This is a genomic window from Carboxydocella sporoproducens DSM 16521 (assembly GCF_900167165.1).
Classification (GTDB): domain Bacteria; phylum Bacillota.
Window position 1 is genome coordinate 1 of the sequence record NZ_FUXM01000038.1, and the last position, 22033, is coordinate 22033.

At 52.2% G+C, this 22033-nt stretch carries 21 protein-coding genes and 1 pseudogene; 2 read left to right on the forward strand and 20 right to left on the reverse strand.

Annotation, left to right across the window (positions count from 1 at the left end; translation table 11 throughout):
* Positions 1 to 130: 130 nt before the first annotated feature.
* The 19 genes from B5D20_RS11205 to thiL form a co-directional block, all read right to left on the reverse strand.
* Complete coding sequence (locus tag B5D20_RS11205; protein WP_159071945.1) at positions 131 to 4372, reverse strand: cytochrome c3 family protein; 4242 nt, start codon at positions 4370 to 4372, stop codon at positions 131 to 133.
* A 17-nt stretch (positions 4373 to 4389) separates the two neighbouring features.
* Complete coding sequence (locus tag B5D20_RS11210; RefSeq protein ID WP_078666322.1) at positions 4390 to 5538, reverse strand: cytochrome c3 family protein; 1149 nt, start codon at positions 5536 to 5538, stop codon at positions 4390 to 4392.
* Positions 5539 to 5545: 7 nt separating this feature from the next.
* Positions 5546 to 6496, reverse strand: a complete 951-nt coding sequence (locus B5D20_RS11215) for an SMP-30/gluconolactonase/LRE family protein (RefSeq protein ID WP_078666323.1) — start codon at positions 6494 to 6496, stop codon at positions 5546 to 5548.
* Positions 6497 to 6710: 214 nt separating this feature from the next.
* Positions 6711 to 7592 carry a complex I NDUFA9 subunit family protein gene (locus B5D20_RS11220; protein ID WP_078666324.1) on the reverse strand — a complete coding sequence of 294 codons (882 nt, stop codon included), beginning with the start codon at positions 7590 to 7592 and terminating at the stop codon, positions 6711 to 6713.
* Positions 7593 to 7751: 159 nt separating this feature from the next.
* Positions 7752 to 8090 carry a P-II family nitrogen regulator gene (locus tag B5D20_RS11225; RefSeq protein WP_078666325.1) on the reverse strand — a complete coding sequence of 113 codons (339 nt, stop codon included), beginning with the start codon at positions 8088 to 8090 and terminating at the stop codon, positions 7752 to 7754.
* 13 nt (positions 8091 to 8103) lie between these two features.
* The gene (locus tag B5D20_RS11230; RefSeq protein ID WP_078666326.1) at positions 8104 to 9348 is read right to left on the reverse strand and encodes an ammonium transporter; all 1245 of its coding nucleotides are present in this window, start codon (positions 9346 to 9348) and stop codon (positions 8104 to 8106) included.
* A 37-nt stretch (positions 9349 to 9385) separates the two neighbouring features.
* Complete coding sequence (locus B5D20_RS11235) at positions 9386 to 9970, reverse strand: ANTAR domain-containing response regulator (protein ID WP_078666327.1); 585 nt, start codon at positions 9968 to 9970, stop codon at positions 9386 to 9388.
* Positions 9971 to 10128: 158 nt separating this feature from the next.
* On the reverse strand, positions 10129 to 11571 hold the full coding sequence (locus B5D20_RS11240) for an HD domain-containing protein (protein WP_078666328.1): 1443 nt from the start codon (positions 11569 to 11571) through the stop codon (positions 10129 to 10131).
* 11 nt (positions 11572 to 11582) lie between these two features.
* Complete coding sequence (locus B5D20_RS11245) at positions 11583 to 12056, reverse strand: hypothetical protein (protein ID WP_078666329.1); 474 nt, start codon at positions 12054 to 12056, stop codon at positions 11583 to 11585.
* On the reverse strand, positions 12053 to 13789 hold the full coding sequence (locus tag B5D20_RS11250; protein ID WP_078666330.1) for an aldehyde ferredoxin oxidoreductase N-terminal domain-containing protein: 1737 nt from the start codon (positions 13787 to 13789) through the stop codon (positions 12053 to 12055). Before B5D20_RS11250 ends, B5D20_RS11245 begins: the two co-directional genes overlap by 4 nt.
* Positions 13789 to 14199 carry a 4Fe-4S binding protein gene (locus B5D20_RS11255; protein ID WP_078666331.1) on the reverse strand — a complete coding sequence of 137 codons (411 nt, stop codon included), beginning with the start codon at positions 14197 to 14199 and terminating at the stop codon, positions 13789 to 13791. Before B5D20_RS11255 ends, B5D20_RS11250 begins: the two co-directional genes overlap by 1 nt.
* Before the next feature lie 223 nt (positions 14200 to 14422).
* On the reverse strand, positions 14423 to 14854 hold the full coding sequence (locus tag B5D20_RS11260; protein ID WP_078666332.1) for an ACT domain-containing protein: 432 nt from the start codon (positions 14852 to 14854) through the stop codon (positions 14423 to 14425).
* A gap of 11 nt (positions 14855 to 14865) precedes the next feature.
* Positions 14866 to 16167, reverse strand: a complete 1302-nt coding sequence (locus B5D20_RS11265; RefSeq protein ID WP_078666333.1) for a phenylacetate--CoA ligase family protein — start codon at positions 16165 to 16167, stop codon at positions 14866 to 14868.
* Positions 16168 to 16394: 227 nt separating this feature from the next.
* Entirely contained in the window at positions 16395 to 16697 is a 303-nt protein-coding gene (locus B5D20_RS11270; protein WP_078666334.1) for a hypothetical protein, read from the reverse strand.
* An 82-nt stretch (positions 16698 to 16779) separates the two neighbouring features.
* A complete protein-coding gene (gene tsaD / locus B5D20_RS11275) occupies positions 16780 to 17784 on the reverse strand; it encodes a tRNA (adenosine(37)-N6)-threonylcarbamoyltransferase complex transferase subunit TsaD (protein WP_107754022.1) in 1005 nt (334 codons plus the stop codon).
* Between the two features lie 3 nt (positions 17785 to 17787).
* Positions 17788 to 18252, reverse strand: coding sequence for a ribosomal protein S18-alanine N-acetyltransferase (gene rimI, locus B5D20_RS13710; protein WP_242946660.1), 465 nt, complete (start codon positions 18250 to 18252; stop codon positions 17788 to 17790).
* Positions 18215 to 18967 carry a tRNA (adenosine(37)-N6)-threonylcarbamoyltransferase complex dimerization subunit type 1 TsaB gene (gene tsaB, locus B5D20_RS11280; RefSeq protein ID WP_078666335.1) on the reverse strand — a complete coding sequence of 251 codons (753 nt, stop codon included), beginning with the start codon at positions 18965 to 18967 and terminating at the stop codon, positions 18215 to 18217. The genes rimI and tsaB overlap by 38 nt, the downstream gene beginning before the upstream one ends.
* Positions 18948 to 19436, reverse strand: a complete 489-nt coding sequence (gene tsaE, locus B5D20_RS11285) for a tRNA (adenosine(37)-N6)-threonylcarbamoyltransferase complex ATPase subunit type 1 TsaE (protein WP_078666336.1) — start codon at positions 19434 to 19436, stop codon at positions 18948 to 18950. Before tsaE ends, tsaB begins: the two co-directional genes overlap by 20 nt.
* Complete coding sequence (thiL, locus tag B5D20_RS11290; protein WP_078666337.1) at positions 19437 to 20441, reverse strand: thiamine-phosphate kinase; 1005 nt, start codon at positions 20439 to 20441, stop codon at positions 19437 to 19439. It lies immediately after the preceding gene.
* A gap of 111 nt (positions 20442 to 20552) precedes the next feature.
* Between thiL and B5D20_RS11295 the strand changes: the two genes are divergently transcribed.
* Both B5D20_RS11295 and B5D20_RS11300 read left to right on the forward strand, forming a co-directional pair.
* A complete protein-coding gene (locus B5D20_RS11295; protein ID WP_078666338.1) occupies positions 20553 to 21212 on the forward strand; it encodes an N-acetylmuramoyl-L-alanine amidase family protein in 660 nt (219 codons plus the stop codon).
* Positions 21213 to 21280: 68 nt separating this feature from the next.
* Positions 21281 to 21709: a hypothetical protein gene (locus tag B5D20_RS11300; protein WP_078666339.1), complete on the forward strand. Its 429-nt coding sequence runs from the start codon at positions 21281 to 21283 to the stop codon at positions 21707 to 21709.
* 75 nt (positions 21710 to 21784) lie between these two features.
* Here B5D20_RS11300 and B5D20_RS11305 read toward each other — a convergent pair.
* Positions 21785 to 22033, reverse strand: a pseudogene (locus B5D20_RS11305) (group II intron reverse transcriptase/maturase); the annotation flags it as partial.

The window sequence follows — 22033 nt, forward strand, 5'->3', positions numbered from 1 at the left end:
TTTATTTTCTTTCTCATGCGCTCTCATATTTCTACCTTAACACCCTAAGTTATCCACATCAAGCCTTAAAGCATAATTTCCTAAACATTAAAAAAGCCTTACCTCCTTTAAATCGGTAAGGCAACTGAGCTTAATGCCCACAATTATTGCTGCAATTATCTTTACTATAATTCCCGGTATCACTGGCAACATAGCGGGTAAGTTTAGCTGCCGAACTGGCATAAGGGGTTTCCCCCTGATAGACAATCAAATGTTTACGCTGATAGCCATGGGGTATAGCAGAATGACAAAACTGACACTTGGCATTTTTTTCCTTCACATGCCAGATATGCAAATTTGTACTTCCTTTCCGAAACCCGGTATAGGTGCCCCCGTAACCGTTAGAAGAATTTCCAGAATCCTTGTTAGTTGTATCAATATAGTTATTAATATCATGGCACCGGAAACAGAGGGCATCAGTAGAACCAGCACCAGTATTTGCGTCCCAGCTCCCTTTCAGTATCCGGTAATAACTGGAACCATGGGGCCCTACAGGCTCAGCAGCAGTTTCACTGCCATGGCAGTCGGTACAAAACATCATTCGGTTCGGGCTCCAGGCTACGCCAAAGCGGTCAGTGCCAACATAGCGGCCATTCCTGGTCTTACCTTGAGCTTCCACCGGATGGTAGGCTGCATTGGCCGGGTTGAATTCTCTGGCTACATCGGTCATAGTTTCCGCCGGACTCTGGTCAAAAGAATAGCTGCTGTGGCATTTGTAACAGAGCTCAAACTGGTACACCACCGTTTTGGGCTGATACAAACTGCTGCTAGCCGGCAAACTGGTCCAGGCCGGACGGGCACCGGTGAAGCCGACACCCTTGACATTTGCCAGTGCCCCCGATGGTTTGGGCGGTTCCGTTGGGTTTGTGGGATCATTTTGCGGTACCGGAGCTGTATTGCTGGCCGAATGGGGATCATGGCAATCATAGCACTCAGCATGCCGGTTCTCCAGGGCCAGGTTGTTGTAGTTTTCCGTATCCTTATGTTTACCATTGTCCACCAGAGTATTATGGTGATAGGCCTTGTTAAAGGGGGTTTTAACATCCGGAGCTCCAGCCAGAACCGGATTTTCTGACGCAGGCTTATGGCACTGGAAACAGATCCCATCCTGGCTGTCACTATCCTCCGGCAGTTTCAAAAGACGATCATAGTCCGAACCATGCTGTTCGTGGCACTGGCGACAACTCTGGATCCCGCGGTTCCAGTGGCCTGAGCCCTTAAAGGAGCGCTTATCCCAGCCGGAAGCATTGGTAGTGATCGGGGTGGCTGGCATTTGCACATCATAGGGAACCTGAATAGTTGCCGAATTCAAGGCCGTAGTTGGTGGACTGCCATCATGGCATTTCAGGCAAAAATCCACCAGCGTGCCCAGCCAGGGCTGTTTGGTGTTATCCGGATCGGAAACCGCCGCTCCGGTAGCGTTAGCTGGAAATAGTTTAGGTGCAACCGTATGGGGCCCATGGCAATTGACACATTCTACCTTAGTTCCATTGGCCTGCTGGTCAACAGTGAAAATATCATGCCGGGAGCCCTTGCGGTTGAACTGCTCCTGAATATCTGCCGTGCCGGAAGCGGAAACGGCCGGGTTGTTATGGCACTTGAAACAGAGACCTTCCTCCCGGGCCAGGGTCAGGCGCCGGTTGGGACTGGCGTGCTTGTCATGACATTTCACACAGGTTATCTGCGTGCCGGAAGCCGGCTGCAGCAAGCTCTTGCTCAGGTCATAATGAGCCGCCTGGGAATTGGTATGATCACCAAAGGTATTTTCCCAGTAATCTGCGCTCCAGTTACGGTCTACCGGGCCATGGCAGGCTAAACAATACTGGTTGCCCTGGTAATAGTAGTTGCTGCCATCACTGGATCGCAGCCAGCGAGGGTACAGGTCACTGGTCCCCGGAATTTTATCCCCGTGGGGATTATGGCAGTCAGTACAGGCCAGTAGAGCCCGGGTTCGTCCCGCCAGAGCTGCCTCACTGCCGCTGATGGGATGAAAGACATTATTTTGCCCCCAGGCCAGTAAATCTGGTTTCAGCAGATAGCGGCTGCCCCAGCCATCGTGGCAGGTCAGGCACAGCAGGGGCTGGGAAGGTTTGGCCAGCAAACGGGCCGTCAAACCCTGATGTCCCCGGTGACAGATACCGCAGCGCCATTCCTCCTCATCATAGTAGCCATGGGGACTGGGCGGAACAAAGACTGCTACAGGCGCACTGGGCTGAGAAGCCAGGTTGGCCTGATCTATGGCGATGACCCTGTACCAGTAGGTTCGCTTTGCCTGTACGGCGGTATTTTTAAACAGCAGATTGCCGGCAGCTACCTCCCCTACCACAGTAAAACTGCCTGGAGCACCATTCAGGTCCGGGGCCCGCTCGATCCGATAAAAAGCCAGTCCTAAACCAGAATCCGTAGCTTCCTCCCAGCGGATTTCCACCTCACTGGAAGTCAAGGCCGTTGCCCTTACTCCCCGGGGCTGGGTCGGCGGGATGGTATCAGTCGGTTTGGTTTTACCGGTTGCTGTCGGTGATGGAACCGATTCATTGCCTGCTGCATCCACTGCAGTAATGTAATAGTCATATTCCGTATCCGGCTGCAAACCATTAACATCAGTATCAGTAAAGTTCAATTCACTGGCAGCAGTAGTACCCACCAGGGTGTAGGAGGAAGAACCTGCAGGTTTGCGATATACCCGATAAGCAGTAACCCCTATATTGTCGGTAGCATACTCCCAGTTCAGCTGGATTTGCCGGTCACTGATTACCTGTAAATTCAGCTGGCCTGGAGCCTGGGGCGCGGTGACATCAGGAATATAGATTCGTACCTCATCAAAGCGGATGGCGGTCCAGGTACCCAGGTCAGCATCATTGTTTTTCAATTTCCCATAAAGCCGGATGGTATAGGTCCCGGTGCTATTAAAAGCACTGCTGATATCCAGATCCTCTACCCGCTGCCAGCTGGCTTGATTGGCTTTAGTGGTATTGGACCAGAGGGTAACCGTGGAGCCATCCGGTCGCTTCAGGAAAATATAGGCATCCTGGAATTGCGGCTGCAGATTCTTATCATTAAACCAGTTTTTCTTCCAGGCAAAGGATAACCTGAAGGTTCTGCCACCACCCGGGAGATAGGTGACTGGAAAAGATTGTTCCAGATAGCGCGCCCCCTGCCGCTCTTTACCGTTGGCTAAATATCGAAAGCTGCCCCCCAGTGCAGTGATTGTTTTACCGCCATTGATTATGTTGCCACTGTAACCCACCCCATCCCAGGCGGTTGTAAACCCGGAACTCTGGCGGAAACTGCTGTCATTTACAGCAAGCCAGGGGGAGCTGTTTTTAATAAAACTGCTGTTTTGCAAGACATTTTCCGCTGGCGGGATACCGGTTCCCGCCGCAACCCCCGGCGTGCCACCGGTATCAGGCAAAGTTACAGCCGTCATTTCCATATCATTGATCGAATAATTGCCATAACCATCCACTGCTCTGATGGTAAAACTGTAGAGAGTCTGGGCCCGTAACCCTGTTACTGAATAATGATAGGCGGATGAACCTGTCTCCGGGATGACAGCAACAGGTGCCTTATCCCCATTTACATAGATGCGATATTCCGCCACCCCGCGGTCATCAGTAGCTGGCCCCCAGCTCAAATCTACCTGGCTGGAGCTAACGGTTTGGGCCTGGGGACTGGCTACCGTTGTCGGCCGGGTGACATCCGGAGTTTTTATTTCCAGATAGACCTCATCCAGCCAGACTGCCGTCTGCAAGCCATCCTTTTGCTCACCGTTTTCAAGATAAAAGTAAAATCGCAGCTGGTAATTACCGGCTTGAGTTAGATACCCGCCCAGGTCCAGCTCTTCTATCGTATGCCAGGAGTTATCATTACGGCGTAAGCGGTCCGTCCAGATCAGAGTCTGTTTACCATCGGGTAAGCGTAACAGCACCGCCAGATTGTGGGCCAGGGGCATCACATTGCCCTGATAAAATTTTTTCCAGGCAAAACTGAGGCGTCCGGTAGCCCGGGGCTGCTGAACATTAAATTCCTGGTAATAGGTGATAACTCCTTTCCCAGTCTGTGCCTCACTGCTGGCTGCAGTAACTTTTAAGGCACCACCCTGGGCCTGGATTTGCTGCCCGTTATTCTTAATAGTTCCAGAATAACCATCTGCGTCCCAGACAACAGAAAAACCCGGATCAGGTGCAGGATCCCCCACCTCGCTAGACCAGCCTGAAAGGCCGGAAGAAAAAGCACCGTTGGTTATAACTGTATCCGCATTCAATGGCCAATTCAGGAAAAATATTGCTGACATCGCAATCACAAGCAGCCCAATAAATACCTTGTTTCTCATGCTCCCACCAGCTTTTCTCATTTTTGGTGACAGTTCTGACAAACGCCCATATTGTTCAGACGCCGCAGATAACCATAGCCCGAGAAAGAATCCACCGTTCTGGCCCCATGAGCAAAATGACAGGTCAAACAAACCACCCTGGCCTCGGCCGTAACAGGGGGATTGCGACTGGGCTCCGGTGTTAGACTGCCATCATCAGTAAAGGTTGTCCGGTCATCCCCTACTTCTGCCAGATAAACAAACTGGCTAACCGGTATTTGTTCGGGAACCCCACTGCCTGCAGCCCGGTAAACCCGGTAGCCTACTGCATTGCTAATGGGTGCCCAGGCCAAATACACCCCATTATTGACCGTTTCCACCTGGACTATATTCCCCCGGGTGGATTCGCCTAAAGCGTTAAAGGCTGTTACCAGATAATTATAGGTTCCGTTTAATGCGCCTGCCGTTAGGGATGCTGTCTGAATCCGCACTCCCGCGGGAACTCCCTGGGTGGGTAAAGTGGTCAGGAGACCGGGTTCTGGAAAACTGATGCTATAGCCGCCAGTTAAAGGCACATTTACCCGGTGACGCCAGCGGTCTATGCCACCAAAACTGTCACTGCTCATATATTCTTTAAAATCAACGTGACAGGCAGTACAAAAATCCACTATCCCTGACTGATAGCTGATAACCTCCCGACCGGAGGCTGTAGGGAGCGCCCTTCCCGGGCCTGCAATCTGCGCGATCACCCTGATTCCCGTCACCCCATTGACTCTGGTTTGCAAGTTGCGGTGATTATCGGTACCGTGGGGATTATGGCAGGAGGTGCATTTGAGCAGAAAAAGATTGCTGTTATTGCCCGGAATAAAGTTGGTTTGTCCAACCAGATGGGTAGTAGTGTAGCCATATGCGGGATCAAAGCCCCCGGCAGGACTGGCTACCTCAATTACCCCGTTAAAAAAGGTGCCTTTTCTGACATTGTAGTTACTCTGCGTACCATCATGGCAGAGCAAACAGGTATCCTCTACCGTGCTGGCCCGTAGGAGTCGCAGACCCGGACTGCGGTGCAGACTGTGACACCTGCCGCACATTTCCGTGGCTGTGCTATATTTCCCATGAGGAGAAATATAGGCCCAGGCCGGAGTGGTAAAGAGCAAGCAGGCCATTATCAGAATTCCAAGCCTCATCCCCTTCTTATCCCCCCTGCTGAATAAATTGCACGACGCGATTATTTCCTTTATCTATAACCAGTAACCGGTTCCTGGCCCAGGCAATGCCATCAGGCATTAATAATCCGCCTAATTCTTCCGGTACCTCCAACCGCGCTGATAGTTGCAGCTTTTCATCTAAAACAATAACCGTGTTTTGCATCGCCTCTGCTACATAAACCCGTCCCTGTTCATCAACGGTTATACCCCGCGGATTGCTGAACCAGCGTTGTTCTCCGCCGTCCACTATCCGCACCAGTCCGGTAGCAGGATTATATATCAATAAGCGTCCATTTCCCGAATCAGCAATTAGTACCTGACCATTACCCTTAACTGCTAAACCCATGGGAAAGCTCAAAACCCCGGTCATCTGGTCCCCACCAAAAGCCCATGCCAGCCTTCCTTGAGCATCAAAACATTCAATTTCCTGTTTAGCTTTATTTACCACATATAAATTACCCTGATTATCCAGACAGAGGGCAGTAGGAACAAAGGGTTGAGGAGTTTTTAACCTGGCTATACCCTGTGAATTTCCTGCTTGGTCAAAAACCTGAATACGGGCATTTCCCAGTTCCGCTACCCAAATTCGTCCTTGTCGCACTGCAATCCCAACAGGATAATCCAGCTGTCCTGATGCTGAACCATACTGGCCAAAACTCCTCAACTCCCTGCCTTTCTGATCAAAAACCACAACACGATGATGAGCTGAATCAGTAACGTATACTCGCCCATTTTCATCAACGGCAATGCCGCTGGGATAGTGCAATCCCCCCGAGCTGACAGAAAAAAAACCGCTCAATAAAAAACCGGACACATTGTTTCTCCCTACCCGGGGTTGGGCAGAGAAGAAATAGACTAAAAGTAAGCTCCCTAACCCTAATACCAGTAGTCCAATCATTAGATAAACCTGGTTATTCTTTTCTATTTCCCCTCTCAAGGAGCCTTCACCTGGCTTTCGCAAATTAGTACTTCTTTACTAAACATTGTATTATTTTTAGCAAGTAATTAAAATAAATTTTCTGAAAAATAGCTCCATTTTAGCACAATTGTACTATACCCCTACTATTGGTTCCCAGCTCTGGCAATAAAAAAGCTTACCGCCCCCCCTGAAGGGGTTGGTCGGTAAGCCTGGATAACTTTCAGCGCTGGAGCTACAAAATAACCTGAAAGCGTTCTGGTTCAATCCCAAAATCCCGATAATATGTCTGCCAGTCCTCGCACACATTCCCTTCCAGCAACATCAGTAACTGATCTTGCGTGAGCGGGAATCCCGGCACATTTTGCAGAAGGGGGACCAGAAATTTCATTAAACCCACCGGGAGATGAATTTTGTGCAACTTCTTTCCCAGGGCCTCTGCCACCATCTCTAAAATCTTCAGATAAGAAAGGCGCTCCGGCCCTCCTACCTCATAAACTTTATTCAAAGTATGGGTTGTCTCCAGACCGCGGGCAAATCCCTCGGCCACACTGGCAATGGAGACAGGTTGGAGTTGAAAAGAGCCATCCCCGATGACCGGAACCAGGGGAGCCTTACGCACAAGGTCAGCCAGCTGGGCCACAAAATTGGGCCCTGGTCCCCCCTGGCCGAAAATAACAGAGGGCCGGAAGATAGTATAGGCCAGCCCGGATTGCCTGACTATCTCTTCCGCTGCCCATTTGGACTGATGATAGCTGGAAACTGCTCCTGGCCTGGACCCCAGGGCGCTCATATGTAAAAATCGTTTGACCCCGGCTTCTCTGGCCTCTGCTACCACATTGCGGGTACCTTCAACATGAATTCTCTGCATAGTAATATTCCTGCCGGGAATTTCCCGAATGATGCCTACCAGGTGAATTACAGCCTCACAACCAGCCATGCCACCAGGCAGAGAGGCTCTATCAGTTATATCGCCAGCTATTAAAGATAGTTGCGGATGATTTATCCCGGTTTTTCTGGACCTTTGCAGGACTATAACCTCATGCCCTCGCTCCAGCAATTTTTTTACCACAGCAGTCCCGACATAGCCACTGGCACCCGTTACAAAAACTTTCATTTTTTCTCCCTCCACCCAGAAACTCAATAAAAGCCTTCGCCGAAAAGAAAAAATTTCCTGCTGAAGGCCGAAAATTTAAACAAATAAGGGCTTACCGCCTCCAGGAAAATAATGAGTACGGTAAGCCCGAAATTTATCGCCAGGAAATAAGTTCCCTTATTAAATAGCTCCATTTCCACGCTCGCCGGTACGGATGCGCAAAGCATCTTCCACCGGTAATATGAAAATCTTGCCATCGCCAATCCTGCCCTCCCGGGCCGTATCTGCGATTAACTTCACCAGTTCATCCACTTTCTCCGCCGGTACTACCAGTTCTATCTTCACCTTGGGCAACAGATTGATATTGTACTCTGCCCCCCGGTAGACCTGGGTATAGCCTTTTTGCAGACCACAACCAAAAACCTGGGAAACTGTCAGACCCTGAATCCCGAAGCGGTTGAGGGCCTCTTTTACTTCTTCCAGCTTGCTTGGTCGAATAATCGCTTCTATTTTTTTCATTTCTCTCTCCTCCTCACTTCATACCCAGTTGAGAAGACAGGGGGCCGCCCAGAGTAAAATCGGGATAGGCCTCTTCGCCATGCTGGGTCAGATCCAGTCCCGTTACTTCCTCCTCGGCTTCTACCCGTAATGGCAGGAACAGGTTAATTGCTTTCAAAATCAGATACGTCCCGATACCGGCAAATAGGTAGGTCGCCGCCACACTGATAATTTCCGCCTGTAACAAATCAGTCTTGCCGCTGATCAGTCCGCCATCCATGGCAAAAATACCGGTGGCTATAGCCCCCCAGGTGCCACCCAGGCCATGACAACCAAAAGCATCCAGGGCATCGTCATAGCCCAGCTTTTTCTTCAAAATGGCTACCCCGAAGTAACAGACAGCTCCACCGATGGCACCAATAGCCAGGGCTGACAGTACCGAAACAAAACCAGCTGCTGGAGTAATGGCTACGAGACCCGCCACAGCGCCGCTTGCTACTCCTAAGGCCGTGGGTTTACCGTGATGCAGCCATTCCAGAAACATCCAGGCCAGGGCCGCTGCAGCGGCGGCAGTGTTGGTAGTAACCAGGGCCAGAGCCGCGGTAGCATTAGCTCCCAGGGCACTGCCGGCATTAAAACCAAACCAGCCAAACCAGAGCAGCCCGGCTCCCAGTACCGTCATCGGCACCTGGTGCGGTGCCATGGGTTCATGGCCATAACCGCGGCGTTTGCCTAAGACCAGAGCCGCTACCAGACCGGAAACCCCGGAGCTGATATGCACCACCAGGCCACCGGCAAAATCCAGGGCTCCCAGTTTGGCCAACCAGCCACCGCCCCAGACCCAGTGCGCCAGAGGGTCATAAATCAGAGTTGCCCATAACAGGATAAAGAGCAGATAAGCGCCAAAACGCATCCGTTCAGCGATGGCTCCGGAAATCAAGGCCGGAGTAATGATGGCAAACATTAACTGGAATGCCATAAAAACAAAAGCAGGTATACTGGGAGCTATCGGTAGGGTTTTATCAGCCAGTCCCTGCAAACCCAGGTGTTCCAGGCCTCCGATAATCCCCTGCCAGTCAGGACCGAAACTGAGAGTATAGCCGAAAACAACCCATTGTACAGAGATAAGTCCGAGAGCCGCCAGGCTCATCATAATAGTATTGAGCACGTGTTTTTTGCGGGCCATGCCACCGTAGAAGAGAGCCAGTCCTGGAGTCATCAGCATCACCAGGGCTGTAGCCACTAACATGAAAGCTGTATCCCCGCTGTTAATATTCATTGTTCCTCACCCTTTCTGCTATTTGAAAGTGAGGACTTCATTGCCCTTCTACCTCAAAGGCCAGAATAATGGCCTCGGCAATGGCCTTCATTGGCTTGCCTTTATCCATGCTCTGTTTTTGAATGCGCCGGAATGCTTCCTCTTCACTGAGGCCGAAATGTTTCATCAATAACCCTTTGGCCCGATCCACCACCTTTCTGGTTTCCAGTTGCCGTTGCAGTTTATCCAGTTCCCGGTCCAATTCCACTTGCCGCTGATAATTGGCTACCGCCAGAGCCAGAGCAGGCAGCACCTGATTCTCCCCTGCCGGCTTAAGTATAAGGCCAAAAACCCATAAGCCTTTCAATTTTTCAAGGGTCTGCGCTTGAATATATTCTCCCGTCAGCACCATTGCTGCCAGCCGACCCCCATCCAGTTTTTCCACCAGCTCCAGCCCGCCGGCCGGGGGCAAATTGAGATCAACAACAACCAGGTCAGGCAAGGTCTGGCGGATTAATTGCAGGGCTGTCTGGCTGTCCCCTGCTTCCCCCAGCACCTGGTAACCAGCCCGGGACAGGATGCGCACCAGCTCTTTTCTGTTTTTTTCACTGGCATCAGCCAGCACTACCCGCACTCCATACATAAGCCTCCTCCTTTCCGGGAGAAATAAAAAGGCACCTCCTGGGGATATTCTCCCCCTGGAAGCGCCATTGCTTGCCTGCGGTACGCCCTTGCACCGCCTGTATTCCCTGTTATGTTTTCATTATAGCAGAGGATTTCACTCCCGGCAACCCCTGGTCCTCATGTATACTGGATTAAACTTTTTACCAGCTGCCAGGCCTGGTCCCGGTTCTGGATCTTTCCTAGAGCCTGAGCCTCCAGCAGTTCCCTTAGCATGCGGCCGATTTCCGCCCCCTTGATGTGCGGGAAAGCGGCTGCCAGTTCATCCCCTCTCAGCATTGGTTCCGGTTGCCAGCGTTCTTTTTCCTTGAGCCAGGTGTCCCATAAGCCCAAAATAAAGGCCTGGAAAGTCTCCCACTCTTCCTTGTCCGGTTTGTACTTGACTTTTGCCGCCAGGTCCGCTACTGCCAGCACCAGCAGGTCAGGTAAATCCTCTCCCACGTCCCGGTAAAAGCGATACAAAGCCCGGCGGCTGGGCTTGCCTTTTACCGGCCGGGTATTGAAGAGATGCAAAGGGCGCATATGTAAAGCTACCAGCTTTTGGAGCAACTGGGCCTCTCGCCGTCCCCAGGTCAGGCGGCGGACCAGAGGACCGATGAGAGTTGCTCCTTCCCGCTCATGGCCGTAAAAGACAATCCGTCCGCTTTCCCTGGTCATGGCGGTTTTGGGTTTGCCCATGTCATGGAACAGAGCCCCCAGTTTCCAGACCTGGTAACGTTGCCTGGGGTGGCGGGTTAATCTTTCGACCGCTCTCTTTTTTACCACCTCGGCCAGTTCTGCCCCTAACCATTGCTCTGGCTCGGCCAATATCTCTTCCATGATTTCCAGTACCGCCAGGCAATGACGTCCCACTGTCACGGTATGATGGAAATTCTGTTCAGCGGTCATCATTTCCTCCAGCTCCGGCCAAACCTGGTAAAAGAGCCCCCTCGTCTCCAGGTCGGCGGTAATCACGGCCGCCGTCCCCGGCAGGGCAAAGAGCTGACTGATTTCTTCCCCTATTCTTTCCCGGGCCGCCAGGGCCAGCAGGGTTTGTTCCCGGCTCAGCATTTCCTCCAGTTCCGGGGCAAAGGTCAACCCGAAACGGGCGGCAAGGCGCAGGGCCCGCAGAAGCCTCACAGGGTCATCCTGGAAAATGCGAGGATGACAGGGAGCCAGCATCCGTTCCCGCCAGTGCCCCAGCCCTCCCAGGGGATCAATAATCTGGTCCGTCCCTGCCGGATGGCCTGCCTCTGTCAGCGGTAAGGCCATAGCATTAATGGTAAAATCCCGGCGCCGCAGGTCCTGAATCAGACTGTTGCCCTGTCGGGCAGCCAGGTCGATGACCAGTTCGCCAGCAACCACCCGACCGACATCATTCTCTTCATCCAGAGGTACAAAACTGGCTGCCAGCTCATCTGCCAGGCGCCGGGCCAGATTCAGCCCCTGACCGCGGGGGACGACAAAGTCCAAATCCTTGGCTTCAACCCCGGCCAGTAAGTCCCGCACATAGCCCCCTACCAGATACAGCTCCTGCCCCTCGGCCCGGCAACGGCGAGCAAAGGCCCAGACTTGCTCCAGCATTTCAGTCCCTCCTATCGCTTGATGGTTATGGAGGTTATTTCTTTCCTGTCATTGATTTTCAATACCGCATAATCCCCAATTGCAATATCATTAAAGACTGACTTCTTGCCATCGATTTTAATCTCAGCCCCCGGGGCCAGAGTCAGTTTCCCTTCCACTTTTTCGCTGTTATCATCCAGGGCCTGGTCCAAAGTCAGGGTCTTTTGGCGATAATCAATGGTGACAATCTGCCCCTCCACCTGTTTTTCTACTCCATTAGATTCCGGCTGCTTTTCCGGAGTCGCTGTTGTTTCATCCTGGACCACTGGCGGATTTTTCTGCGCATTTGGGGCAGGCTGTTCTGTGCCCGTTGAATCTGTAGTTATATTCTGCTCAGCTGCTTGCCAGGGCCATTGCCCGGTAAGATAAAACCGCGTCGCAGCACCACCGGTCAATCCAGCCAGAGCCATGACCACCAGCCAGATAATAAAGGTTTTTCTTTTCACAGTTGTGATAGCCTCCCTATCATAATCTGTCGCAACTGCTCCATTTTCTCCGGATCCAGCTGCCGCCCCAGCGCCGGGGTCTCCCAGAACCGGCGGGGCACGGTGATCTGTTCCAGTTTAAATCCTAACTGACGCTTCAGTACCATTTTTTCTCTATATATCTCCCGGCCCAGTTGTCTGAGCTGCTCTTCAGTCCACTCATAACCCAGTGCCTTAAGTCCCTCGGCTACTGTGGCCAGGTCATAAACCTTACGAGCGAAGAGGCAAATAACCAGGGAGTTAAGGGTGTTGCGGATTTCCTCCTCCTGAATGATAGCATCTACCAGTTCTTCCGGAGTCCGGTCCTTTCGCTCCTGGTCAATAGCATAGCCGCCATTGTCCAGGTGGGAGTGACGGGCGCCAAACGCCTGGCCCAGGATATTAGCATAGCCGGTATGATAACCTGCCACTTCGTTTTTGCCCAGCACACAGGCAAACTCAGTCCCGCCATAACGTTCCGCTGCCAGCCAGGTGCCCTGGGCCAGGGTGCGATAGAATTCATTGGGCTGTTTAATCAGGTAATCCATGGCCTGTAAATAGGGCTCCGGCTGACCAAATGCCAGATGGGTAAGCAACTCCTCTTCTCCGATTAACCCTTTTTCCTGGGCCTCAGTTGCCCAGGCCAGTGCCACCCCGGTGGAAATGGAATCCAGGCCATAGAGCTCGGTCCGCTCAATCAAGGCATAAACATGGCGGTGGTCAGTTAATCCCAGCATAGTACCCAGGGCATAGACCAGTTCGTGGTCATAAGAAACCGCTACTGACTCATATTCATAGCCTTCAGCAAACTGTCGGCGATGAATACCGATATGAATGCAGCCTACCGGACAGCCGGCACAGGCGATTTTGCGGATCAGAGTCTCCTGGGCAAAAGTTTCCCCGCTCAGATTAAGGGCTTCCGGATAGGAAGAAGCCTGCAGGTTGCGAACCGGCAAGCCCCCCATTTCATTCAGGGGCTCCACATTGCCCGTCGTCCCCAGACCGTGGTATTTTTCCATAATATCGGTTTCCACTACTTTTCTGAAAATCTTGCTATAGACCCGTTGATACTCCTGGGGCCTGGCAATGGGATAATTGTGATCACCATGAACTACAATGGCTTTTAAATTCTTGCTGCCAAAAACCGCTCCGAGTCCCAGTCGGCCAAAATGGCGATAGGTATCCACATTTACTCCCGCGTAAGCTACCAGTTTCTCCCCGGCCTGACCGATACGCAAAGTGGAACGGTGGCCTTTGCCAGGGGATAACTGTCTGAGCAGTCGTCCGGTTTCTTCTGTGGATAAGCCCCAGAGGGCCCGGGCATCATTAAAATCTACCTGATGAGGTGTAATGGTCAAATAAGCAGGGCTTTCTGCCTTCCCTTTAATGACAATGGCATCATAGCCGGCAAAACGCATGGCCATGGCAATGCGCAGCCCGGCATAGCTTTCCCCCAGTTCGCCGGTAAGCGGAGACTTGAACATGGCCACTGCTTTGGTTACTACCGGATAGACTGTGGACATGGGTCCAATAGCCAGTATAATCGGCTGGTCAGGATGAAATGGATCCAGCTCCGGTTTTAGATGCTCTTTCAACAACTGCGTGGCCACTCCTACCCCACCCAGCCAGTTCAGTAAATCCTGGCGCCGTTCAATGGCAATCTTGCGACGGCTTAAATCTATGGTTAAAACCCGCATACCACCTTGATTAAACATCAGCCCCGCACCTCCATAGTCAATACTCCGTGGGGACAGAAACGGGTGCAGGTCCCGCATTGGATGCAGATAATGGGTTTTTCTCGCTGTTCATCGAAGTGGATGGTTTTGACTACACAGGCTTCAACACAGGCCCGGCATCCCGTGCATTTATCGGGGTTAAATTTAACCCCTCCGCCCTTACGGGGCAGCAAGGCTTCCACCCGGCAGGCAGCGGCACAGGGCGCATCCAGACAGCCCCGGCAGATATCAGCTACCAGTTTGGACTGTAGGCCTCCCTGAGTGCGAATCTGGATAGCACTTTGCCGGGGGCTAAAACTTTTATGAACCGTTCTGGCACAGGCCAGCATGCAGGAATAGCAGGCAATACAGCGGTTCATACCAGGTGCCTGCAGGATCTTTTCCGCCATGCTCTCTCACTCCTCTAAAACTAAAATGCTCTTTTATTATACACCAACTGGAAATGTAATAAAATAGCCTTAACCTGGACACAATTTTTGCAACCTGTATTCTTCCCCTATTTTGTTTATCTCATGTTCTTCCGTGGTATCGGTATGCTGTCCGGTTCAATTGTTTCACGGTCATAATGAAGAGGGAACATTAAAAGGAGGCAGTCGCCTCCTTTTGCTCTTGTTACAAATTATAGACCTCTTCTCCCCGCAAGGTATTAATGCCAGCTTCTGTCAGCACCTGGATGGCTCGTTCCGGTTCTTCCACCCGAAATACCACAACCGCTTTATCAGTCGCCTTTTCCACAAAGGCATAAACATATTCAATATTTAGCCCGGCATCCTGCAAGGCAGTGAGGGCAGCATTCAAACCCCCGGGAGTATCATCAATTTCCACTGCCAGCACTTCCGTAATACTGACCGCAAAACCAGCGGCTTTCAGCACCTGATAAGCCGTCTCCGGGTCATTGACTATCAAACGCAGAATGCCAAAATCGCTGGTATCGGCCAGGGAAAGGGCGCGAATATTGATTTGATGCTGGGCCAGAATTTCCGTTACCCGCACCAGGCGCCCGGCCTTGTTTTCCAGAAACAGGGATATTTGCTTGATTTTCATCATCCCACCTCCTACAATTCCCGTTTGTCCACGACCCGCTTGGCTTTTCCTTCACTGCGAGGAATGGTCCGGGGTTCCACCAGCTTGATTCTGGCGGAAATGCCCAGGACACTCTGGATTTCCTGCCTTAATTTGTATTCCAGTTCTTCCAGCCGGCGCACCTCATCGGAGAACATGCGCTCAGACACTTCCACCCAGATCTCCAGCTGGTCCAGATTATCCTTGCGGTCTACCACCAGCAGATAATGGGGCTCGGTTTCCCCGATTTCCAGCAGCACGCTTTCCACCTGGGAGGGGAAGACATTGACCCCGCGGATGATCAGCATATCATCACTGCGGCCCATCACTCTCTCCATGCGGACAAAAGTCCGGCCACAGCTGCAGGTTTCCCGGTGTAAGACGGAAATATCCCGGGTACGATAACGGATAACCGGGAAGGCTTCCTTATTCAGAGTAGTGAAAACCAGTTCCCCTTTTTCCCCATCAGGCAGGACTTCTCCGGTTTCCGGGTCGATGATTTCAGGCAGGAAGTAATCTTCATTGATATGCAAGCCATTCTGGGCTTCACATTCACAGGATACCCCCGGCCCGATGATTTCACTCAAACCGTAAATATCCAGGGCCTTGATGCCCCAGGCTGCTTCCAGCTCCTTGCGCATGTTATTGGACCAGGGTTCGGCACCGAAAATACCGATGCGTACCGGCAATTCCCGCGGGTCCACCCCCAGTTCCCTTGCCTCCTCTGCCAGGTAGAGAGCATAGGAAGGAGTACAGGCCAGGACATTGGTGCCAAAATCCTGCATCAGCATGATCTGGCGTTTGCTATTGCCCCCGGATATAGGAACAACCGTACAACCCAGTCTTTCTGCCCCATAATGAAAACCCAGACCACCGGTAAAGAGGCCATAGCCATAGGCGATCTGAATAGTATCTTCCGGCCTGACCCCGGTCCAGGAAAGACAGCGGGCCATCAACTCTGCCCAGTTGGCAATATCCTGCCGGGTATAGCCTACTACTGTCGGCTTACCAGTAGTACCTGAGGATGCATGCACTCGTACTAATTCCTCTTTGGGAACAGTAAATAAGCCAAAGGGATAATTATCCCGCAAATCCTGTTTGGTAGTAAAAGGCAAGAAACGCAAATCTTCAAGACTCCTGATATCTGCCGGAGTAATACCCCTGGCTTCAAAGGCCTGGCGATAAAATGGAACTTTTTCATAAACCCGTTTTACCGTTTCCTGCAAAGCTGCCAGCTGCTTTTGCCTTAACTCTTCCCGCGGCAGCCGTTCTGTTTTGAGATCCACTACTGCCATCCTGCCAACTTCCCCCTTACCTGTTAGTAAAAATTTTGGAATATATTCGCCAAAAACATGGAAATTCCTGCTGCCCTGTAATAAGTTTTCAACAAACGTTTTTTCGTTTATCCACAATATCCACAGGCTTATCCACAGATAAAATCCTTGATTTTTCTATGGTCACAAATATTTTTCCACAACATGCACAGCGAATTTACCCACATATCCACAAAAAAAGAGAGGCCTTAATCCTCTCTTTTCCACAACCAGTATTCTACCGGTGCATCCGCTAACACACAGGGCACTTCTAGCGGATTAGGCCCGATTATCAGTTCCAGGCCGTTATAATACTGTACTGGGGCTGCCTGGTTTTGCAGTGCTGCATAGGCACATAATTGCATGTAAGTGGTACGATCAACCAGCAATTTACTCGGTTTCACCCCCGCTTTTTCTAGATCCTTTATCTGCATCTCGATGATAGTCAATAACTGACACAACCTCTCTCTGGGAAGAGAAACGGATAACCATTGCGGGTCAACCTTGCTCATTTCTCTTCTCCTACTTCCTGCGAGGTATTTACTACAGGTTTATGCGGAGGTAATGGCTTTTGTGCCTCTTGTACCAATAGTATCAAACCAGCGGTAAATTAGCCTCAGCATTCAAATACAAGTCATCCCGGTAACCCGCCTGCCAGAGATACCAGCCGGCAGCCCCGATCATAGCCGCATTATCAGTACATAGATCCAGCGGTGGATAATAAAGCTTTAAACCGGCCTGTTGTGTGCGCTCCTCCAGCCGCTGGCGCAAGCGGCTGTTAGCGGCTACACCACCGGCCAGCAGTATCCTTTCTACTCCTGTTCTCCCGGCCGCTTGCAGCGTCTTTTCCACCAGTACATCGATAACCGCTTCCTGAAAGGCCGCCGCCAGGTCAGCCTTGTTCACTTCTTCGCCCCGCTGGCGGGCCCGGTTGAGATAATTGAGGACCGCTGACTTCAAACCACTAAAGGAAAAGTCCAGACTCCCTTCTTCCAGAAAAGCCCTGGGTAGAGAAATGGCTTCCGGATTCCCTTCCCGGGCCAGCCGGTCAACCAGGGGCCCGCCGGGGTAGCCCAGCCCCAGGGCCCGGGCTACCTTGTCAAAAGCCTCACCGGCAGCATCGTCCCGGGTGCGACCCAGACGTTCGAAACGACCATGTTCCGGCAGATAAATCAGATCAGTATGCCCTCCACTCACTACCAGACAGAGGGCGGGTAATTCCAGCCCGGGATGAGCCAGGAAATTGGCATAGATATGTCCGGCCAGGTGGTTAACCCCGATTAAAGGTATATTCAGCGCCCAGGCTATAGCTTTGGCTGCAGATACCCCGACCAGCAGGGAACCCACCAGACCCGGCCCTCTGGTTACTGCCACTGCCCCCAGGTGTTCCCAGTTGAGCTGGGCCTGTTGCAGGGCCTGTTCCAGCAGCGGATTCAGGGTTAATAAATGCTGACGGGAGGCAATTTCCGGCACCACGCCGCCGAATTTTTGATGGACAGGAACCTGGGAGGCCACCACTGAAGCCAGCAAGCGGGGAGCAGGGCCCAGAATGGCTACTGCTGTTTCATCACAGGAAGATTCGATTGCCAGAAGATACAAACCTCATTCTCCTTTCCCTTCGGCTTGGTCCAGATAAAGCCACATCAACAGAGCATCTTCCCCATTATCCTGATAGTACCCTCGCCGTCGCCCGGCCACCGTAAAGCCAAGACTGCGATAAAGCCTCTGTCCCGCAGTGTTTGAAGGACGCACCTCCAGGGTAACAGCCACCAGGCCCCGGCGCTCCGCCTCGATTAGCAGGGCTTCCATCAGTTTTTTACCCAATCCCCGTCCCCGCCAGTCGGGATGAATGGCAATATTGGTAATATGTCCTTCATCGACAATACACCACATGCCAACAAACCCTACCACTCCCGGTGGACCTTCCACTACCAGATAAAGAGCGCGCTCATTATTCTCCAGCTCATTGAAAAATGCCTGTTCTGACCAGGGAATACTGAAGGAAAGCCGTTCAATTTCAGCTACCCGCTTAACATCTTCCCGGGTCATTGGCCGTACTTGCCACATTTTCTCTGTCTCTCCCTCCCTGCCGTCTGGCCCAGGTTTCTTCCGCCTCCGATTGTCTCAGGTACATAGGCTCGACCCGGGACCATTCCAGCCCTTCCCCGGCCTGAAGCCGCTGCCAGGCCAGCTCAGCCAGCCAGGCCGCCCGGGGCCAGCGCTGCGGTTCCGGGGTTAGTACTACTCTTTCTCCCAGTTTCGCCTGTAATTCGCGACCAAAGACGGCGACACCGTCCCCTACCAGGTAGATCATCCCCTCAGTAGCATCCAGTTGCTCCACCAATTCCTCCAGAGTCAAAGCCTGGTAAGGAGTCTGCCGTACCGGCTCCCCGCCTGTCAAGCGGTAAAGAGCAGTATAAGTCTGATTTTTGCGGGCATCCAGCAAGGGACAAACCCAGCCCTGTCCACCCCAATAATTAGCGGCCAGTACATCCAGAGTGGAAACGGGAAGTACCGGAATAGCCAGCACCTGGGCCAGGGTGCGTACTGTTGCCAGGCCGATACGAAGGCCAGTAAAAGAACCTGGTCCATGGGTAACAGCCAGTGCCGTGAGCTGCCGGGGCGTTAGTTCTGCTTCCCGTAACAATTGATCGATGGCTGGCAGCAAGGTCTGGGAATGGGTCAGGCGCAAATTCACGAACTTCTCCAGCAATAACCTCTCCTCATTGCGCAAAGCCACACCTGCTACCCTGGTAGCTGTATCAATTGCCAGTAAAACCATGTTCTTCTCCTTTCTGTCGCCAGCAGGCCAGTACCCTGGCAGGCAAGGCCCCAAAGGCGGTTACTGTTATGTAGCGCTGGTTTTCCTCTGTTCCGTATTGAATCTCCACCTGCAGAAAGTGGGTAGGCCAGTATTCCTCCAGGCGTTCCGGCCATTCTACCAGACTTACACCATCTCCATACCAGTATTCCTCTATCCCCAGCATCAGTCCTTCTTCTGGTTCAGTCAAACGGTATAAGTCCATGTGATAGAAAGGCAAACGTCCCCTGTATTCATTGATAATAGTAAAGGTAGGGCTGTTAACAGGTTCAGTTATTCCCAGCCCCCGGGCCACTCCCTGGGCAAAGTGGGTTTTGCCTGCCCCCAGATCCCCCTGCAAAAATACAATCAGTCCGGCTTCTGCAGCCTGCCCCAGCCATTCCCCCAGAAGGGCGGTTGTTTCCGGACTGTTAGATACAATCTGCCACATTTATTCCTTGCCTCCTGTAAAATGATCATATCCTCCGGCGGGCCAGGGTTCAGGCCCTTTTTCAGTAAGCAGCCTCATTCCCTGTTCCGGCGGCGTAATGCGGCCAATGCGGGCCGGCTGACAGCCAAGGGCAGTCAGCCCCGTTTCTATTTGGTGCCAGTCCGCTTCAGCACAGGTAAAGAGCAATTGAAAATCCTCTCCACCCCTGAAAGCCCATTCCAGAGCATCTTTACCCAGGGTGCGGGCGATGCTGCGGGCCCCGGCGTGGATAGGAATGGCCGTTGCCTCCACCTGACAACCCACTCCGGAAGCTGTACATATTTCCAGTACTTCCCGGGCCAACCCATCGGAAATATCATTGGCTGCTGTAGCCAGCTGCCTTTCCGCCAGCCAGCGCCCGGCCGCCAGCTGGGCCCGAGGACGCCGGTGCAAAGTCACCGCCTCGCCAACTTGAGTGGCACAATCGCCCTCTCCCCCCGCCTGTAACCAGGCTAGACCGGCCGCAGAAGCTCCCAGGGGTCCGGTAACCGCCAGTAATTGCCCCGGCCGAGCTCGATCCCGTCCCAGCGGCTGAGGCCCCCGTTGCCAGCCCGTCAGAGCCAGGTTCAGGATTAATCCTTGCCGGCTTTTGACCGTATCCCCTCCCGCCAGCACCACACCATATATTTCGGCCGCAGCCTGCATCCCGGCATAGAGCTCTTCCAGCTCAGCCACTGACCAGGAGCTATCTGCTCCCAGGGAAATCACTGCCGTCCACGGTTCGCCCCCCATAGCGGCAATATCACTGACATTAACGGCCACCGCTTTCCAGCCGATATCATAGGCTGAACTAAACCGGCGGCTGAAATGCACTTCCTCCAGCATCATATCAGTGGTAAACAGCATGGGTCCCTGCTCTCCCGGCGGCAAAGGTAACCAGGCAGCATCATCTCCCACCAGTCCAGGGGACCAGTTCCTGGTCAGGTACTCGATTAAACCAAACTCACCCAGTTCAGCAATTTTCATTGGTTTCACTCCAGTTTCTATCGAATGTACTAAATTTCATTATATAATATTTTCCTGCCATAATCATCTCTCTATTCGCCAATACTATAAGTGTTGGAAAGGAGCTGAACAATGGGAAAACCATTAAAACTGCTTATTTTTTTCTACTTCTTCCTGACAGCGGTCTGCCCTGCCCGGGCCGAACCGCCCCTGGCCGGTCAGGTGATCATGATAGACCCCGGTCATGGCGGAATCGATCCCGGGGCCATTATTGATAATATCTACGAAAAGGATATCAATCTGGCTGTTGCCTTACAGCTGGCAGAGTTATTGCAGCAGGATGGGGCTGAGGTAGTTCTAACCAGGAGCGATGACAGGGATTACTACCCTTCCAATCGCTGCTCTCTGCAAGATAAACGCCAGGACCTGACCACCCGAGTTGAAATGGCAATCGCTGCCGGTGCCACCCTGTTTATCAGTTTGCACGTGAACAAAGATCGCCATCCGGGCTGCTGGGGCAGTGAAACCTATTATTATCCCGGTTCCGCCGAGGGACAACGCCTGGCTGAAGCCATTCAGGCCCAGTTGAAAAAAGTTCAACCGGAAAACCGCCGTCCTGCCAAACCAGGCGACTATTTTCTGTTACGAGCTACTCCCATGCCAGCGGTGATCGTGGAAATGGGTTTTATCTCTAACTCCCGGGAACGAGCCTTATTGCTGTCCCCCGACTGGCAAAAAAACCTGGCCATGGCAATCAGGCAGGGAATTATCGATTTCTTCTGGCAACATTGATAGTATATTTTTCCTGTAAAAAGGAACACTATAAAAAATAACTGACCACGGACGAGGAGGAAGATAAATTGGGTACCACCATTTTAGGCGTATTTGATTCTCCAGAACATGCCCGTCAGGCCATTACCGAGCTGCGCGACCGTTTGCAAAACCAGAATGTGGCTATTATCATGCGAGAAAGTCAGCCAGAAGCAGTCCAGGAAGACTGGAACCTGCCCCAGACCTGGAACGACCTGGCCCGGGATACCATGCAACTGGCCCAATCCAGTGGCCAGCTGGCCGGCCGGGTAGTAGGGGCCACTCTCTCAACTATGTTTGCCTTTCCGGCTATGATTACATCTGCTTTAACCCCTGTGACTTCCGGCCGTGCTTATAGCTGGCGCTCCGAACGGGATAGCCGGGTGATGGTAACAGTACAGGGTACTGACTCGGTAGGCGAGGCGCTGGATATTCTAAAACGCTACGGGGCCAGGGAAATCAATACTTATAGTAATTAAAACCAATCGAGTAGAAGGGGGTGATTAACCCCCGTCCTCTCACACCACCGTACGTACCGTTCGGTATACGGCGGTTCACCAAGCTTGACGAATGCGATGATAACGTTCAGTCAAACTCTTCAAGCCCTGACTTTGCCAGTAGGCATTGTTCAGGGCGTTATTTAATTGTCGAGACATTCGCCAGTAGCCTTTACGGGCATTAGCCATTATATGGACTACTCGCTCCGGTAGGCCCAAGGCCCGCAGCTCACGGTATCGGGTTCGGACACGTTTCCATTGTTTCCAGACGCACATCCGCAATCTTCGCCTTAGCCACCCTTCGAT